The sequence below is a fragment of the Specibacter cremeus genome (genome assembly GCF_003946885.1).
GTDB lineage: Bacteria > Actinomycetota > Actinomycetes > Actinomycetales > Micrococcaceae > Specibacter > Specibacter cremeus.
Genome location: NZ_RWKQ01000015.1, coordinates 21,163 through 36,184, shown reverse-complemented (window position 1 = coordinate 36,184; position 15,022 = coordinate 21,163). Strand labels below are relative to the sequence as shown.

The following is a 15,022-nucleotide window of genomic DNA, read 5'->3' as shown; positions in this document are numbered from 1 at the left end:
CAAAGTAGGCGCTGCGAAGTAGCCGGCGCGGCACCGGCTCGGCCTTCACCGAACGGTGGCCAGGATCCGGTCCGTGGCGGCATCCGGGCCGCCGGCATAGTAGGCGTCGAGTACCCGCTGGAACACGTCCCCGCGCCCGGGTGTCGCCGCCCGCAGGAACAACGTCATCGACGAATGCAGCTTCCGCGCGTCAATGGGTCCCAGGATGTCCACGGCGGTGCGGCCGTGCACGCCGAGCACGGCCTCGGCGCACTCCCGAAGCCGGGGGCCGAGCACCGGGTGCGCCAAATAGGCCTCGGCCTCGTCGACCGATCCGAGCGCGTACCGCCGGGCCATGAAGCTCATGCCCAGGCCGGCGACCTGCGGGAACACGAACCACATCCAGTGGCTCGTCTTCGCCCCGGCCCGCAACTCGGCCAGCGCCGCGTCGTACGTGCCGCCCTGGTCCTGGGCTGCCACGAATCGGTCCAAGTCATAGGGGTCGGTCATCACCCCACGGTACGCCCGTACTAGGCTCGGCATACAGGCGCCGACACGATGCGGACGCCACGGCCCAGCGACAGGAAGCAGGCGGGCGTGCCCCATTTCGACCTGGCCATCATCGGCACCGGCTCCGGGAATTCCATCCCCGGCCCCGAATTCGACCACTGGAACATCGCCATCGTCGAGGACGGCCTGTTCGGCGGGACCTGCCTGAACGTCGGCTGCATCCCCACGAAGATGTTCGTCCACCCGGCCGAGCTGGCCGAGGCGTCCCGGCACGGGCGCCCGCTCGGCGTCGACCTGACCCTGGACGCCGTCGATTGGCCGGGTATCCGGGACCGCATCTTCGGCCGCATCGACGCGATCGAGGCCGGCGGCCGGGCCTACCGGCAGGGGCCGGAGTGCCCCAACATCGCCGTGTTCGCCGGTCGCGGCACCTTCACCGCGCCGAAGGCGCTGACCGTGGAAATGCACGACGGCGGGACCGTCCAGATCACGGCCGACCGGTTTGTGCTGGCGGCCGGGTCGCACGCCGTGGTTCCCGATGTCCCGGGGCTGGCGGACGGCGGCGTGCCGTTCCACACGTCGGACACCATCATGCGCCTGGATGAGCTGCCGGCCAGCATCGTCATCCTCGGTGGCGGGTACATCGCCGCCGAGTTCGCCCACGTGTTTTCGGCGTTCGGCGTGGACGTCACCCAGATCGCGCGCGGGCCGCGGCTGCTGCGCTCCCAGGACACGGACATCTCCGTGCAGTTCACGAAGGAAGTGTCCGCCCGGTACCGGGTCCTGTTGGACACGACCGTCCGGTGCGTGACAGGGTCCGGCGCCGGCGTGACCCTCGCTGCGCAGACACCGGAGGGACCGCTGTCCATCGAAGCGGAGGTGCTGCTGGTCGCCACAGGACGCCGGCCCAATGGCGAGCGTCTGGGGGTAACGCGAGCCGGGGTCCAACTGGACGGGCACGGCCGCGTGGTCGTGGACGACTTCCAGCAGACCAACGTGGAGGGCGTCTACGCGCTCGGGGACGTGTCCTCGCACCACCAGCTCAAGCATGTGGCCAACCATGAGGCGAGGGTGGTCAAGCACAACCTGGCCCATCCGGACGCCCGTGTGCGGGCGGACCACCGGTTCGTCCCGGCGGCGGTGTTCGCCGATCCGCAGATCGCGTCGGTCGGCATCACCGAACGGCATGCCCGCAAGCACAACATCCCCTACCTGGTGGCCACCCAGGCCTATGCGGACATTGCGGCCGGGTGGGCCCGGGAGGACACGGGTCACTTCCTCAAGGTGTTGGCCGATCCCAGTACCGGCCTGCTGCTGGGCGCCCACGTGATCGGGCCCGAGGCGGCCACGGTCATCCAGCCGCTGATCCAGGCCATGTCCTTCGGGCAGTCCGCGCAGGAGGTGGCCCGCGGCCAGTACTGGATCCACCCGGCGCTCTCGGAGCTGGTGGAGAACGCGCTGCTCGGGCTGGCCGTCCCGGAATAGCTCGTCGCCGGTGGTTGAGCTTGTCAAACCACCTTGGTCTCGAGGCTCACAGATTGTCACCGAAGCTTGTCTGGGCGCCCCTTGCATGTGAACTTGATCGCTCAGTGGCGGCGACTCTTCATCGCGACCTCGCACGCCTGCAGAACCTACCGAACATCCCGGGCGGAGAAATTTCTCGATGGCGATGTCGAAACCGCGGCTTGCCATTCGACGTAGGGGTGAGTCAGGGTTGAGACGGTCCGCGAACGGTGGGTCGGCCCCGGCGACGACGAAGGAGCAACATCATGCGAGTCATGGTTCTGGTGAAGGCGACCGAGGACACCGAGCGCGGAGTCCTGCCCACCACCGAGGAGTTCGCCGCGATGGGGGCGTTCAATGAGGAGCTGGTCAAGGCCGGCGTGATGCTGGCCGGTGACGGCCTGAAGCCGAGCTCGGCCGGCAAGCGGGTGGCCTTCGACGAGAAGGGCGGCTCGTCGGTGCTCGACGGGCCATTCGCCGAAACCAAGGAGCTGGTCGCCGGCTACTGGATCTGGGAGGTGTCCTCGCTCGACGAGGCGCTCCAGTGGGTCCGCCGCGCCCCGTTCCGCAACGGGGTCGTCGAGGTGCGGCCGTTCTACACTGCCGAGGACTTCGGCGAGGCGCTGACGCCCGAGCTGCGCGAGGCCGGGGTCCGGCTGCGTAGGGCGACCGGCCTGTAGGGCCGAGGGCATCGGGTGACCAGTGCGACCCAGCGGACCGTGGAGGCGGTCTGGCGGATCGAGTCGGCGCGGTTGACCGCCTCCCTGGCGCGAACCGTGAACGATCTGGGCCTGGCCGAGGACCTGGCCCAGGATGCGCTGCTCGCGGCGCTGGAGCAGTGGCCGGAGTCGGGCGTCCCGGACAAGCCGGGCGCCTGGCTCCTGGCCGTCGCCCGCCGGCGTGCGGTCGACACCATCCGCCGCCAGGTGACCCTGGAGCGCAAGCTCGCATTGATCGCCCGGGAGACGCCCGAGGGCGACGATCCGATGGACGCGATCGAATTCGACAGGCACGTCGGCGACGACGTCCTCCGGCTGATGTTCACCGCCTGCCACCCGGTGCTCGGCCGCGACGCACGGGTGGCGCTCACGCTCAAGACGGTGGCGGGACTGTCCACGGACGAGATAGCCCGCGCCTTCCTGATCCCGTCCACCACGCTCGGCCAGCGGATCTCGCGGGCGAAGAAGACGTTGTCGAACGCGGAGGTCCCGTTCGAGGTCCCCGTCGGCGACGAGCTGACCGCGCGGTTGGCCTCGGTGCTCGAGGTCGTCTACCTCGTCTTCAACGAGGGATACGCCGCCACCAGCGGCGATTCCTGGATGCGTGCCGAGCTGTGCGCGGAGGCCATGCGGCTCGGTCGGATGCTCGCCGCGCTCGCACCCGACGAACCGGAGCCCCACGGACTGGTGGCGCTGATGGAGTTCCAGGCGTCCAGGCTCCGGGCCCGAACGGACGCCGACGGCCGGCCGGTGCCGCTCGACCGTCAGGACCGGACCCGCTGGGACCGGCTGCTCATCACACACGCCGAGGGTGCGCTGCGGCGGGCCGACCATCTCGGCGGGCGCGGGTCGTACGTGCTGCAGGCCTCGATCGCCGCCCGCCATGCCCGCGCGACGAGCACAGCCGGCACCGACTGGCACAGCATCGCCGAGCTCTATGACGAACTCAGCGCACTCACCGGCTCGCCGGTGGTCGAGCTGAACCGGGCCGTCGCGGTCTCGATGGCCGACGGACCCACACCCGCGCTGTCCATCGTCGACAAGCTGTCCGAGATCACCGCCCTGCGCGGCTACCACCTGCTGCCGGCCGTCCGGGGTGACCTGCTGCTCAAGCTCGAACGCCGCGACGAGGCACGCTCGGAGTTCGAACGGGCCGCGGCGATGACCGGCAACGAGGCCGAGCGGACGCTGCTGCTCGACCGGGCCGCGTCCTGCTGAACCGGCCGCGACGACGGATGGCAGGGTGGAAGCGGCGACCGGGAACCTGATCGCGGCAGGCCGGACTGCCGACGTCGTCGACGACGGGCCGACGCTGGCCGATAAACTCGCCGAGCGGCCGTGGCGCACCCGCCATACCGATATCACAGCAGGTCAGCGCCCCAAACGCCTACTTTGCCGGGGCCTGGATCCGTCGGTGCACCATGGGCGCCGGGTCGGGCACGCTCCAGCCGTTTATCCCAGGAACAGTGAATAGTGCAGGAAGACCTCGTCGCGCACCCAACCCAGCGATTCATACACTGATTGAGCCTTCACATTGGTCTTCGCGGTAGACAGGTCCATCCGTGTGGCGCCCTTGGCGCGCCCGAATTCTTCGGCCTGGGTCAAAAGCGCCCGGCCTACCCCGTGCTGGCGCGAATCGGGCGCGACGTACAGGTCGTAAAGAACGAAGATCGGACTCGCCTCGACGGAACAAAACGTTGGATACAACTGCGTAAACCCTATGGCCTCGCCGCTGCCGGACCACGCGACGAAGACGATGGAGTCTGCCTGTCCGATGCGGCTGGTCAAGTAATCGCGTGCGAGCTGAAGATCGGCCGGGCAGTCATAGAACTGCCGGTAGGCGTCGAAAAGCGGGGCAACCGCATCAACATCCTCGGTCCCTGCTCGACGGATAGAAATCCCCGCGGACAGATCCATAATCAGGCCCTTCCCCTCAGTGCGCGGCAAAGTCGGACTCTCACACTACCCCCGAGCATCGGGACGCGCACAACACTGGCTTGGCTTCTGTGGCACCAGCCCAATCCGCAGGGTTTCATATGGTGCGCGGGGCCCGGGCCAGGTTCGCGGCCAATTCCGCCGCGTTCTGCCGCACCACGTAGGCGGGACGGTCACGTTCGACGCGCCAGCTCTCGGACAGCGGGCCGATGTTCACCGTGTCGAAGCCGAACTCGTCGTAGAGTCGGGCGACCAGGGCGCTGGCCTCGGAATGATCACTCGCCGTGGCGAGAGCCCGGCGGTTCGGGGTCCCGGCCGGCGTGCCGTCGGCGGTGATCTGCGCCGCATAGATGTGGTTGAAGCCCTTGGCGACCATCGCGCCCGGCAGGTGCTCCTGCAGCAGGCCGGACGTCGTGGCCTCGCCTCTGTCCAAGGCGGGGACGTGCCCGTCGCGTTCCCAGTAGTAATTGTTGGTGTCGATGACGACCTTGCCGGCCAGCGGCTCGGCCGGAATCTGCCGGTAGCTCTTGAACGGGACGGTCACGACGACGACATCGCCGGCCGCTGCCGCCTCGGCCGCCGTTGCGGCCCGGCTTCGCGGCCCGAGTTCGGCGACGAGGTCGGCCAGGGTCTCGGGCCCGCGTGAATTGCTGATGACCACGTCATAGCCCAGTTGCACCGCTTTGCGGGCGATCTGGCTGCCAATGTGTCCTGCCCCGATGATTCCCAGTGTTGTCATATCGGGACAACGGCGTCGGCCGTCACGGATATTCCGGAAGGGTAGCGAAGCCGTGCGTGTTCCGACGCACCGGGCACGTCACGTCGCGACATCGAGCCGACGGACAGTGCTGCCCGGACTACGCTAGGCCCATGGCCGGTACCTGGGACTCCGATGCGGCGGGCGTGCTGCGGCTTCCGTCCGGCCGGCTGGTGCGGGGACGGGCGCTGTTGCGTCCGGTCCCGCCGGGTCCGGCGCCGGACTTCGCCCTGTACCTGCTGGGACACCGGCCGCCGCGGGTGGCGTGGGAGAGCCGGTGGGTGCGGTGGCACGATTTCTGGTTGCCCGCCGACCGGGGCTCGACGTTCGAGGCACTTCACGAGGCCTGGTCACGTGCCCCGGCGGAACGCGTGGAGGTCGCCTGCATGGGCGGTCACGGGCGCACCGGGACGGCCCTGGCCTGCTTGGCCGTGCTCGACGGGGTGCCGGCCGAACAGGCCGTGGGTTACGTGCGCGAACACTACAACCGGCGCGCGGTAGAGACGCCATGGCAGCGGCAGTTCGTGGAAGGGTTCGCATAGAGCAGGCCGGGTCCATCATGCTCCTGCAGTTGGGCGAGCGGGTTGGCGTCGTCTCAACGGGCCTTGCTGGTGGCGATGAATTCCTCGATGAGTTCCAGAAGTCGGACGTCATCCCGCGTTTTTACGACGTAGGTCTTGCCACCCTTGGACGGAAGCGTCACCTCGTAGCCGCCCTGCTTCAAGTCCGAAACAGGCTGCGCTGGCGCGCTCGACGACTTCCGGGCATCCCGTTTGCTGTTCTTGAGCGCCGACCCGGCTCGCAAACTAGTCTGCATCATGCGTCCCACGGGATGATTCACCTCCACTCGCGTCGTCACGTCCATTTTCCTGTAGTTCGGGCGGCTCGTCCAACACCTCGTCACGAATCAGCTCGACGATGCCGACAAGCAAGGCCTTGTCCCGCCGAGTCGAGAGCTTGTTGTCCCAAAGCGACATGAGCACGACGACGCCCAACTGCTGCATTTTCCGATCCGTATCGTCTGTGGCCGCTTCGATGGCCCATTGCGCGCGCGTCCACCACTGCGCCCGCTTGTCCGCCGTGACCTTCTGAAGATAGGCGATGAACGCCACGATGACCACGCCGAACGTACCGAGTGGCCCTACAACGGGTATCCACGTCCTCAGCCATTCGCCGACGGAGTATAGAAACGTTCCCCACCCATCCGTCGCCTCAGGCTACGGGGCATCTCCGACACCAGCGCGGGAACGCCACCTACCCCATCCTCAGCATCGCCAACGGCTTGCCACTCCACGACACCGCCAGCCCGTCCCGCGCTCTGGTCGCCGCCACCTGCAGCAGCGATCGTTCCCGAAGCAGCGCATCGCCTTCTCCGCCTGCGCCAAGTACTTCAGCTGGCCTGAAACGAACAGCCGGTTCTCGGACAGACCGAACAGCACCGCCCGGGGGAACCCCATGCCCTTTGACCGGTGCATGATCAACACGGCGCGCATTCCGGGCTTCTCCAGTGAGTCAACCAGCCGCGCGTCCACACCGCGCTCCGCCAACCCGCTGACCACCTGCCTGGCCTGGTTGCTCACTGGAACCAGGATGCCCATGGTCGCCAGTGCCACGCCCTCGTCCCGCATTCGCGTCAGGTAGGCGGCCAAGTTGTCCAGCTCGTCAGTGAACGACGAAGCTGCCGACACCTCCGGCGAGGGTCCCACACGCGACGACGTGTACCCGACCTGGCTTTCGTCCTCACCTTCGATGTCCGTCACGTGCGCGCCGTGCAGCAGTCCGACGACATCGATCATGTTCGGCTGCGTCCTGCGGTAGTTGAACGTGAGTCGGCGCGAGCGTCCCACGATCGCAATGCCGAAAGGTGACAACGGCACCTTCTGCCCGCAATCCGTTGGTGGGAATCCTCCGCGATGAACAAGTCACCCGGCCCCACGTCGACCAGCTCCCACAGGAACAGCCCGCGCCCGCCGTGCAGGTCCTGCCCCTCGTCCACCAGGACGGGGCGGCCAACCGGGGTTGATCAGCAACGGTGCGCTTACGCAGCAACAGCGCGGCAAGATGGGCCGCCTCTGAAAGGACGCGTTCATCTGGACGCAGTGGCGGTATCGGTAGGCCTCGACCAGCTTCCAGAACGGCCGTCGCTTCGTCCGGTTCAGGGCCGTGCCGCGCCTGGTCCGGGGAGCCGTACTCACGATTGGCACCTTGCCTACCCGTGTGATGGCGATAGCCCCCAGTCGTCAAGAGCGGCGTCCAACGTGGCCGGGAGATTAGGCCCGCGACACCGCATCATGCACTGTCCTCATGATCGATTCATTGTGCAAAATGGGCTGAACGCCCCAAGCGAACGGCGGCCCCACCCACCCGGGTCGGGCCGCCGTCGTCGTCCATCAGGAATCATCGCATGGAACGACGTCGCTGGATCACCATGGCACACACGAGTGACGCCAGCACGCCCACCAGCCCCAGGACGAGCATGCCAGTGAACCCGCCGGACGACTCGATCAGGTTGCCGGACACGATCGGGCCGATCGCGAACCCGGTGCCGATCATCAGGTTGGTCGTGTTCATGACGTGCCCGTTGCTGCTCAGGTCGGACAGGCTGGAGAGCAGGTACGGCAGGATGAACGTCCACGCAAACTTGAAGATCACCGCGGCCACGGCGAACCGCACCAGACCCGGCCCGCCGAACAGCAGCCCGACGCTCACGGCCATGCCCAAATAACCCAGCAGCAGGAACGCCTTGCGTCGCGGCGAATCGCCCAGCACGGTGGCCACCAGGGCCGAAACGATGCCGGCCACCGTCGCCGCCGACAGCACCACACTCGTGGCCGACAGGCTGGTGCCCGAGCCCGTCGAGATCGCCGCCATGAACGACCAGATCCCACTCAGCGCGATGTAGAACATCAGCACGCCGGCCAGGCCCACCACGAACTTGCCCACCGGGATACGTGCGGAGGAAGGTACGACGGCGGCGCTCGCCTCCGAGCGCGGCTCACCGGAGCCGGAGCGCAACGCCTCGCCGTCGATGCACCGGACGAAGAACAGGCACACCACCGCCAGCCCGGCCAGCGTCCAGTAGATCGCCGCGACGCCGGTGTTCGCATACAGGGCCGGGAACACGGCCAGGATGATTGCACCCATGACCAGCTGGAACACCACGAAGAAGCCGAATGCGCGGCTCGGGTTCGCGGTCTTGCCGCTCAGCGACAGGATGATGACGGTGATCGAGCCGGCCGCCAGCGACGTGATCACGCGGGCCACGATCAACAGCGCGTAGCTGTCCACGAACCCGGACACCACGTTGCCGGCGATGACAATGCCCGTGAACAGGTAGGACGCCGTGCGCAGGTTGAGCTTCGTCAGCCACAGGTATGCCGGCACGGTCGCCAGGCTGAACGCGCCCAACTCGGCGGAGAACAGCAACCCCAGCTGCGACGGAGTCAGGTGGAACTGGGCGGTCAGTTTCCCGCCGATCACGGGGGCGATCAGCAGCACGGTGTACAGCACGGCGCTGAAGACGGCGATGTAGGTGTACGTGCCGCGGTCGCTCGCGGCACGGGTGGCCGGGGCCCGGAGAAGAGTTGCCATGGGTGTGTGTCCTTACGCCTCGTACACCCGCTGCCCGGCGAACCAGGTCTGCCGGGCGGTGATGTGCCGGACCTGGTCGATGTCGATCGCGTGCGGGTTGTCGCTGAGCACGACGAAGTCGGCCGACTTGCCGGGCGCCAGCGACCCCGTCACGTCGTCCAGCCCCATCGCCTCGGCCGAGGCGGTGGTGTAGACGGCGATGGCCTCCTCCAGCGTGATCGCCTGCTCGGGCCACAGGGTGCCAGGGAATTCACCGGTCGGGTCCGCCCGCGTGACCAGCCCGTAGATGCCCTCCCATGCGTTCGGTGAGACGCTCACCGGCCAGTCCGACCCGCCCGCGATGCGGGCCCCTGCATCCAGCAGCGCCCTGTTCGGCTGCATGTGCTGCGCCCGCTCCGCCGGCAGCACCGTGGCTATCGCCTCGGAGATCACGCCCGGGAACCACAGCGACGGGGAGATGTCGGCCGTCACGTCCAACTGCGCGAACCGGGGAATGTCGTCCGGGTGCACGAACTGGCCGTGCGCGATGTGGTACTTCGGCGCCGTGAACCCGGCCGCGCGGACCTTGGCCACGGTGTCCAGGACCAGGCGCACGGATGCGTCGCCGGTGCAGTGGATCTTGGCGGAGATGCCGCGTTCGGCCGTGCCCAGCAGCCAGCGCTCCAGCTCGGCCGGGTCCATGGTGGTGGTGCCGCAGTGGCACTCCGGGAAGCCGACGCCGTCGAGGTACGGCTCGATGAACGCGCCGGTGCCCGCCGGCGGCACCCCGTCCAGGAAGATCTTGATGAAGTCCGGCCGGTGGTGCGGGCTGCGCGTCTCCTCGCGGTGCGCGATGATGTCCTCCCCCAGCGGCGTGGTGCCGAAGATGAAGTCGTTGGCCTGCATGGACGTGACCACCCAGGCGCGCAGCGCGCCGTCGTCGTCCAGCGTCTTCAGCGCGCGCATCAGCTGCAGCGACGCGGCCGCGTCCTGGAAGCCGGTCACGCCGTACGAGTGCAGGATCTCCATGCCGCGCGCGGCCGCCCTGGCCAGGTCCGCCGTGTCCACAGGCTGCAGCGCGGCGAGCGTCTTCTCCACCAGCACGCCGCCCGCCTCGATCAGCACGCCGGTGGGGCGCCCGTCGTCGTCCTTGAGGATCTGCCCGCCGTCCGGCTCGGCCGTGGCGGCGTCGATGCCGGCCAGCTCCATGGCGCGCGTGTTCGCCCACCGGTTGTGCTTGCTGTCGTCCTTGAGCAGCGCGGGGCGCCCGCCCGTGGCCGCGTCCAGCCGCGCCAGCGCCTCGGCCGTGTTCAGGGCGGCCATCAGCCCCGAGCCCCAGCTGCCGCCCACGATCCACGCGTCCGGCTCCAGCCCCGCCGCGTAGTCCGCGACCGCCGTCAGGAACTCGTCCAGGCCCAGCGTGGGCGGCACGTCGAGTTCAAACAGGTCCATCTGCCCGGCGAGCATGTGGTGGTTGTGCACGTCGAGCAGACCGGGCATCACGTAGGCGCCGTGAAGATCGACGACGGCGGTGTCGGCTCCGCGGGCCAGCTCGGCTTCGCTGCCGGTCGCCAACACCTTCCCGTCCTTCACGGCGAGCGCGCCGGTGGTCCCGGAGCCGGGATCGAGCGTGTCGATGACCCCGTTGACGAGCAGCAGATCGGCGCGCAGTTCTGGCATGACGGAGTCCCTTCGTCGACAACAGGTCACTTCACACTATGGTGCACGCCACAGCTTGCCCTTGTCATTGCGCGCACGGGGGTTGTCGTTGGGGGAACCTTCCCCCGAGAAGGGACCCGCCCCCCGTTCAAGGCCGTCGACGGCACCGAATGGCCGAGTGCCGGCGCCCTCAGTTCCCCAGATAATGCAGGTTTCGGGCCGGGAAACGTGCAATATCTGGGGAATCAACGGGGAACCGGGGATGGGTGCCGGGCCCGACCCGCAATTCCGCATGGTGCACGGACTTCATCGTGGACTCCTTACTCCCTATATTCCCTGGCCGACAGGAACACGTGGGCCTCGGCCCATCCGGCCAGGCCCACTCGCACCCAACCAATTGAGGAGAACTCATGACCATTGACCAATCACCGCCCTTGCCGCCCGCTCCGCCGGCGGCCATCGCGCCACTGCCGGGCAACCCGCTCCACGTCATTCCCGCCGGTGTCCAGATCCACGAGTTCCGTGGTGGCGCGGCCACCTGGTTCGGCACCCAAATCCTCGGAGTGCTCGTCACGGTATTCACGCTGGGCATCTGCTACCCGTTTGCCGTGGTCTTGGTGGAACGTTGGAGGGCCAAGAACACCTACCTGTATGGCCGGCAGCTCGCCTTCATCGGCACCGGATGGGGCATCTTCGGCCTCTGGGTCAAGTGGCTGCTGCTGATCGTCATCACCCTCGGCATCTACTCCTTCTGGGTCTACCCGCGGATGACCAAGTGGCAGTTGGAGAAGACGGTCTTCGCGTAAAACCCGTCGAAGGTGGGTTCCGCACGGCGCGGCGAGCACCGCCGACGACTACGGCTTCCTTTACCCGTGGCAGCAGGAGGCGCTGGCCGACGGCCGGGTCCACACGCTCGACGAGATCGGCCGCGTGTTCGCCGTCACCCGGGAACGGATCCGCCAGGTCGAGAAGCAGACCATGACGATGCTGCGGGAATTCGATGCCGCCGAATCGCTGCGGGAATTCCCGTGATTGCAATGCGGACAAGGCCGTTCCCTGCCGCGAAGGACCGGCCTACGCTGGATCCATGAGCACCATGCCAGAACCGCGTGACGAGGACATCGAGGACGACGACGTCGAGGACTCCCCCGAGGACGACTTCGAGGACGTCGACGACCCCGACCTGGTGGACCACGACGACTACGAGCCGGCCGACTTCGACGACGAGGACCTCGAGCGGTAGGAACGCCGCGCGAATCGTGCGATTGTCCTGCTGGAATACCAGCCGGCTCGCTTTGGCATGAAATTTCAGCCCAACATATGCCTTGACTGTGGCGTGCGCCACTTCTAGATTTGTATTTGGGATCCCAAACCGGGATCCCAAAAGAAGCTTCTCCGGCTCCCGCAGCCCTGGTCCTCTCGTGATCCCGGGCCGTGGGCTGTCGGGGTCATGATCCCAGCCGCCACAGGCCACGGCGGCACGCGCACGACCACCCCTCATCAATTTCCATGTGAAGGAGTAGCCATGTCTCTCCCAGGTACTGAAACGACCGACTCATCAATCCAGGACTCGCCACGGACGGGCGCCAGGGACGGCGTGCAACGACGCACCAACGTCCGGTGGAAGCTCTTCATCCTGTTGCTCATCCTGGTGACCGTCAACTACCTCGACCGCGGTTCCATCTCGGTTGCCCTGCCCATCATCCAGAAGGACTTCCACCTGCCGCCCGAATTGGTCGGCCTGCTGCTCTCGGCGTTCTTCTGGACCTACGCCCTGATGCAGATCCCCGTCGGCTGGCTCATTGACAAGTTCGGCCCCCGCAAGATCATCACCGCCTCCTGCTTCGGCTGGGGCGCGGCCACGGCCGCCTCGGGCCTGGCCGGTGGATTCCTCAGCATGTTCATCGCGCGCCTCGGCATCGGCGTCACCGAGGCCGGTGTCATGCCCTCCGGCGGCAAGCTCAACGCCATCTGGATGCACTCCAAGGAGCGCGGCCGCGGCGCCACCATTCTCGACGCCGGTGCACCCTTGGGCGCAGGCGTCGGCGGCCTGGTCATTGCCGGGCTCATCGCGGCGACCGGCAGCTGGCGCTGGTCGTTCATCATCGCCGGCGCCGCCACCGTCCTCATGGGCCTGGCCGTCTACTGGTATGTCCGCGACACCCCGCGCCAGCACCCCGGCGTCAACGAGGCCGAGGCCGCCTACATCGAGGCATCGCACGCGGCAGAGGATGCCGCCGCCGAACGCGCCGGCAGCCGGGGCCGCCGCGGCTTGCTCCCCTACCTGAAGTTCCGTTCCTTCTGGGCCATGTGCCTCGGTTGGCTCGGCTTCAACGGCGTCTTCTACGGCCTGCTGACCTGGGGTCCGCTGTACCTGTCCGAGGCCAAGCACTTCAACCTGAGCACCATCGGCTGGTCCACGTTCGTCATCTTCGGCGCCGGCTTCGTCGGGGAAATCCTCGGCGGCACCCTCGCCGACAAGTGGATCAGCAGGGGCGCCTCGGCCAACAAGGTCATGCGAACCCTGCTCGGCACGTCCAGCGTCATCGTCGTCGCCGGGCTCGTCGGGGTGACCCTCGTCGCGGACCCGCTGACCGCCGTCGTCCTCCTGTCCGTGGTGCTGTTCTTCCTGCGCTGGGTCGGGCTGTTCTGGGGTGTCCCGGCGACCCTGGGCGGGCGCACCAACGCCGGCATCCTGGGCGGCGCCATGAACTTCAGCGGCAACATCTCCGGCTTCGTCACCCCCATCGTCGTCGGCCTGATCGTCGGCGCCACCGGGTCGTTCACGTGGGCCTTGCTTTACTTTGTCGGTGCGGCCATCATCATGGGTGTTTCGGTCCTTGTCCTGAACTACAACAAGCGCCTCCCCGTCTGAACCCCACCCACCACATGCCGCCGCCGGCGGCATGGTCGCCACCAACTACCCGAACGGACACACATCATGCAGACTCCCCAGGAAACGCGGGCCAAGGAACCACCGCTTCGCGAGACCGTCCGCGATGTGGTTCGCACCCGGATCTTTGAAGGCCACTATGCCCCCGGCACCCGGCTCGTGGAACGGGACCTGGCCGCCGAATTCAACGTCTCCCGGCTGCCGGTGCGCGAGGCGTTGCGGATGCTGCGCCAGGAAGGCGTCATCAGCGACCGGAACGGCCGCGGCGCCGAGGTCAGCTCGCTCAGCGCGAAGGACGTCGAGGACCTGTTCGACGTCCGGAACTCCCTGGAGGTGCTCGCCTGCCGCTTGGCGGCGGCCCGGGCCACCGCCGCCGACCTCCGGGAGCTCGCCCGGCTCCTGGACGAGGCCGAGGAATTCCTGGCGAAGGGATCGCTGGTGGACACGTTCCGGGCCAACAGCGACTTCCACGACGCCATCACCCGGATCGCCGACAACGGCTTCCTGCGCTCCGCGCTGGAACCACTGCAAGGCCGCATGCACTGGCTTTTCCGGCATGTCAGCGACCTGCCCGAACTCGTCCAGGAACACCGTGCCCTCTACCTGGCGATCGCCAGCGGCGATCCGGAGAAGGCGGCGGCCCAGTCGGCCTGCCACATCGACAAATACCGGACCCAGTTCCCGGACAACTCCGGCCCCATCGACCTGGGCCAGCAACGGAAGAAACCATGAAACTGCTTGTCATCAACCCGAACATCAGCGACGACGTCACGGGCCTCATCGAGGTGGAGTCCCGGCGCGCCGCATCCCCCGGCACCGAACTGGTGGTGCGCACCGCCGCTCACGGCGTCGAGTACATCGAGACACGCTTCGAGTCCCTCCTCGCCGCCGGCGCCGTCGCCGAGATCATCGCCGAACACCACGGAAAGGTCGACGGCGTGGTCGTGGCCGCGTTCGGCGACCCGGGCATGCCGGCCCTGAAGGAACTGGCCGACGTCCCGGTCATCGGCATCACCGAGGCCGCCCTCTGCGCCGCCGCGCTGCAGGGCCAGAAATTCTCCATCATCGCCATCTCCGCCCGCATCACCGCCTGGTACCGGGACTGCGTGGACCGCTTCGGATTCTCCGGCCGGCTGGCGTCCATCCGCTCGATCAACGAAACGCTCACCGGCATCGGCTCCGTGCAGTCGGATTTCCGGGACACCCTGCTGGCGCTGAGCCTGCGGGCGGTCGCGGAGGACGGGGCCGACGTCGTCATACTCGCCGGCGCGCCGCTGGCCGGACTCGCCCGCGACCTGGAGGGACAGATCCCCGTCCCCGTGGTGGACGGCATTTCCGCCGGCATCCGCCTGGCCGAGGCCGTCGTCGGCCTGGCGTCCGGGACGCACCGGGCCGGATCCTTCGCCCCGCCGCCACGCAAACCCCGCAAGAACCTGTCCCCGACCCTCGAATCCGCCCTCACCGACGTCCAGTCGGCCGCGGCAGCACGTTAGGAAA

At 67.8% G+C, this 15,022-nt stretch carries 18 protein-coding genes; 10 read left to right on the top strand and 8 right to left on the bottom strand.

Going from position 1 to position 15,022, the window contains the following annotated elements; genetic code table 11:
- Positions 1-45: 45 nt before the first annotated feature.
- Complete coding sequence (locus EJC77_RS07630) at positions 46-489, bottom strand: DUF1810 domain-containing protein (RefSeq protein WP_125611263.1); 444 nt, start codon at positions 487-489, stop codon at positions 46-48.
- Positions 490-576: 87 nt separating this feature from the next.
- On the opposite strand from EJC77_RS07630, the gene EJC77_RS07625 reads away from it, so the two are divergent.
- The 3 genes from EJC77_RS07625 (at position 577) to EJC77_RS07615 (ending at position 3,929) form a co-directional block, all read left to right on the top strand.
- Complete coding sequence (locus EJC77_RS07625) at positions 577-1,974, top strand: mycothione reductase (protein WP_125611261.1); 1,398 nt, start codon at positions 577-579, stop codon at positions 1,972-1,974.
- Between the two features lie 284 nt (positions 1,975-2,258).
- Entirely contained in the window at positions 2,259-2,672 is a 414-nt protein-coding gene (locus EJC77_RS07620) for a YciI family protein (protein ID WP_125611258.1), read from the top strand.
- Positions 2,673-2,687: 15 nt separating this feature from the next.
- Positions 2,688-3,929, top strand: coding sequence for an RNA polymerase sigma factor (locus EJC77_RS07615; RefSeq protein WP_125611257.1), 1,242 nt, complete (start codon positions 2,688-2,690; stop codon positions 3,927-3,929).
- A 234-nt stretch (positions 3,930-4,163) separates the two neighbouring features.
- Here the strand turns inward: EJC77_RS07615 and EJC77_RS07610 are convergent, their stop codons facing one another.
- Both EJC77_RS07610 and EJC77_RS07605 read right to left on the bottom strand, forming a co-directional pair.
- On the bottom strand, positions 4,164-4,628 hold the full coding sequence (locus tag EJC77_RS07610; RefSeq protein WP_125611255.1) for a GNAT family N-acetyltransferase: 465 nt from the start codon (positions 4,626-4,628) through the stop codon (positions 4,164-4,166).
- Positions 4,629-4,743: 115 nt separating this feature from the next.
- Complete coding sequence (locus EJC77_RS07605) at positions 4,744-5,385, bottom strand: NADPH-dependent F420 reductase (RefSeq protein ID WP_125611253.1); 642 nt, start codon at positions 5,383-5,385, stop codon at positions 4,744-4,746.
- Positions 5,386-5,516: 131 nt separating this feature from the next.
- On the opposite strand from EJC77_RS07605, the gene EJC77_RS07600 reads away from it, so the two are divergent.
- Positions 5,517-5,945: a protein-tyrosine phosphatase family protein gene (locus tag EJC77_RS07600; protein WP_125611251.1), complete on the top strand. Its 429-nt coding sequence runs from the start codon at positions 5,517-5,519 to the stop codon at positions 5,943-5,945.
- 53 nt (positions 5,946-5,998) lie between these two features.
- On the opposite strand, the gene EJC77_RS07595 is transcribed toward EJC77_RS07600, so the two are convergent.
- The 5 genes from EJC77_RS07595 to EJC77_RS07575 form a co-directional block, all read right to left on the bottom strand.
- The gene (locus EJC77_RS07595; protein ID WP_125611249.1) at positions 5,999-6,223 is read right to left on the bottom strand and encodes a hypothetical protein; all 225 of its coding nucleotides are present in this window, start codon (positions 6,221-6,223) and stop codon (positions 5,999-6,001) included.
- Positions 6,210-6,524, bottom strand: coding sequence for a hypothetical protein (locus EJC77_RS07590; RefSeq protein ID WP_125611247.1), 315 nt, complete (start codon positions 6,522-6,524; stop codon positions 6,210-6,212). The genes EJC77_RS07595 and EJC77_RS07590 overlap by 14 nt, the downstream gene beginning before the upstream one ends.
- Before the next feature lie 144 nt (positions 6,525-6,668).
- The gene (locus EJC77_RS07585) at positions 6,669-7,199 is read right to left on the bottom strand and encodes a hypothetical protein (RefSeq protein WP_125611245.1); all 531 of its coding nucleotides are present in this window, start codon (positions 7,197-7,199) and stop codon (positions 6,669-6,671) included.
- A 601-nt stretch (positions 7,200-7,800) separates the two neighbouring features.
- On the bottom strand, positions 7,801-8,994 hold the full coding sequence (locus EJC77_RS07580; protein ID WP_125611242.1) for an MFS transporter: 1,194 nt from the start codon (positions 8,992-8,994) through the stop codon (positions 7,801-7,803).
- 12 nt (positions 8,995-9,006) lie between these two features.
- Complete coding sequence (locus EJC77_RS07575; RefSeq protein ID WP_125611240.1) at positions 9,007-10,653, bottom strand: amidohydrolase; 1,647 nt, start codon at positions 10,651-10,653, stop codon at positions 9,007-9,009.
- A 389-nt stretch (positions 10,654-11,042) separates the two neighbouring features.
- Between EJC77_RS07575 and EJC77_RS07570 the strand changes: the two genes are divergently transcribed.
- The 6 genes from EJC77_RS07570 to EJC77_RS07550 all read left to right on the top strand — a co-directional run bounded on the left by EJC77_RS07570 (position 11,043) and on the right by EJC77_RS07550 (position 15,018).
- The gene (locus EJC77_RS07570; RefSeq protein ID WP_240629921.1) at positions 11,043-11,438 is read left to right on the top strand and encodes a YjgN family protein; all 396 of its coding nucleotides are present in this window, start codon (positions 11,043-11,045) and stop codon (positions 11,436-11,438) included.
- A gap of 82 nt (positions 11,439-11,520) precedes the next feature.
- Complete coding sequence (locus EJC77_RS07565) at positions 11,521-11,664, top strand: sigma factor-like helix-turn-helix DNA-binding protein (RefSeq protein WP_125611238.1); 144 nt, start codon at positions 11,521-11,523, stop codon at positions 11,662-11,664.
- A gap of 55 nt (positions 11,665-11,719) precedes the next feature.
- Positions 11,720-11,875, top strand: a complete 156-nt coding sequence (locus EJC77_RS20330) for a hypothetical protein (RefSeq protein WP_164520346.1) — start codon at positions 11,720-11,722, stop codon at positions 11,873-11,875.
- 282 nt (positions 11,876-12,157) lie between these two features.
- Positions 12,158-13,507 carry an MFS transporter gene (locus EJC77_RS07560; RefSeq protein ID WP_125611236.1) on the top strand — a complete coding sequence of 450 codons (1,350 nt, stop codon included), beginning with the start codon at positions 12,158-12,160 and terminating at the stop codon, positions 13,505-13,507.
- Positions 13,508-13,573: 66 nt separating this feature from the next.
- Positions 13,574-14,257, top strand: coding sequence for a GntR family transcriptional regulator (locus EJC77_RS07555; protein WP_125611234.1), 684 nt, complete (start codon positions 13,574-13,576; stop codon positions 14,255-14,257).
- Entirely contained in the window at positions 14,254-15,018 is a 765-nt protein-coding gene (locus EJC77_RS07550; protein ID WP_125611231.1) for an aspartate/glutamate racemase family protein, read from the top strand. The genes EJC77_RS07555 and EJC77_RS07550 overlap by 4 nt, the downstream gene beginning before the upstream one ends.
- The last annotated feature ends 4 nt before the right edge of the window (positions 15,019-15,022 follow it).

What these genes read in the sequence shown, in the direction of transcription:
- EJC77_RS07630 (WP_125611263.1), bottom strand. Translation starts at nt 489, where the DNA reads ATGACCGACCCCTATGACTTGGACCGATTCGTGGCAGCCCAGGACCAG.
- EJC77_RS07620 (WP_125611258.1), top strand. Translation starts at nt 2,259, where the DNA reads ATGCGAGTCATGGTTCTGGTGAAGGCGACCGAGGACACCGAGCGCGGA.
- EJC77_RS07610 (WP_125611255.1), bottom strand. Translation starts at nt 4,628, where the DNA reads ATGGATCTGTCCGCGGGGATTTCTATCCGTCGAGCAGGGACCGAGGAT.
- EJC77_RS07605 (WP_125611253.1), bottom strand. Translation starts at nt 5,385, where the DNA reads ATGACAACACTGGGAATCATCGGGGCAGGACACATTGGCAGCCAGATC.
- EJC77_RS07600 (WP_125611251.1), top strand. Translation starts at nt 5,517, where the DNA reads ATGGCCGGTACCTGGGACTCCGATGCGGCGGGCGTGCTGCGGCTTCCG.
- EJC77_RS07595 (WP_125611249.1), bottom strand. Translation starts at nt 6,223, where the DNA reads ATGATGCAGACTAGTTTGCGAGCCGGGTCGGCGCTCAAGAACAGCAAA.
- EJC77_RS07585 (WP_125611245.1), bottom strand. Translation starts at nt 7,199, where the DNA reads ATGATCGATGTCGTCGGACTGCTGCACGGCGCGCACGTGACGGACATC.
- EJC77_RS07580 (WP_125611242.1), bottom strand. Translation starts at nt 8,994, where the DNA reads ATGGCAACTCTTCTCCGGGCCCCGGCCACCCGTGCCGCGAGCGACCGC.
- EJC77_RS07575 (WP_125611240.1), bottom strand. Translation starts at nt 10,653, where the DNA reads ATGCCAGAACTGCGCGCCGATCTGCTGCTCGTCAACGGGGTCATCGAC.
- EJC77_RS07570 (WP_240629921.1), top strand. Translation starts at nt 11,043, where the DNA reads ATGACCATTGACCAATCACCGCCCTTGCCGCCCGCTCCGCCGGCGGCC.
- EJC77_RS20330 (WP_164520346.1), top strand. Translation starts at nt 11,720, where the DNA reads ATGAGCACCATGCCAGAACCGCGTGACGAGGACATCGAGGACGACGAC.
- EJC77_RS07560 (WP_125611236.1), top strand. Translation starts at nt 12,158, where the DNA reads ATGTCTCTCCCAGGTACTGAAACGACCGACTCATCAATCCAGGACTCG.
- EJC77_RS07555 (WP_125611234.1), top strand. Translation starts at nt 13,574, where the DNA reads ATGCAGACTCCCCAGGAAACGCGGGCCAAGGAACCACCGCTTCGCGAG.
- EJC77_RS07550 (WP_125611231.1), top strand. Translation starts at nt 14,254, where the DNA reads ATGAAACTGCTTGTCATCAACCCGAACATCAGCGACGACGTCACGGGC.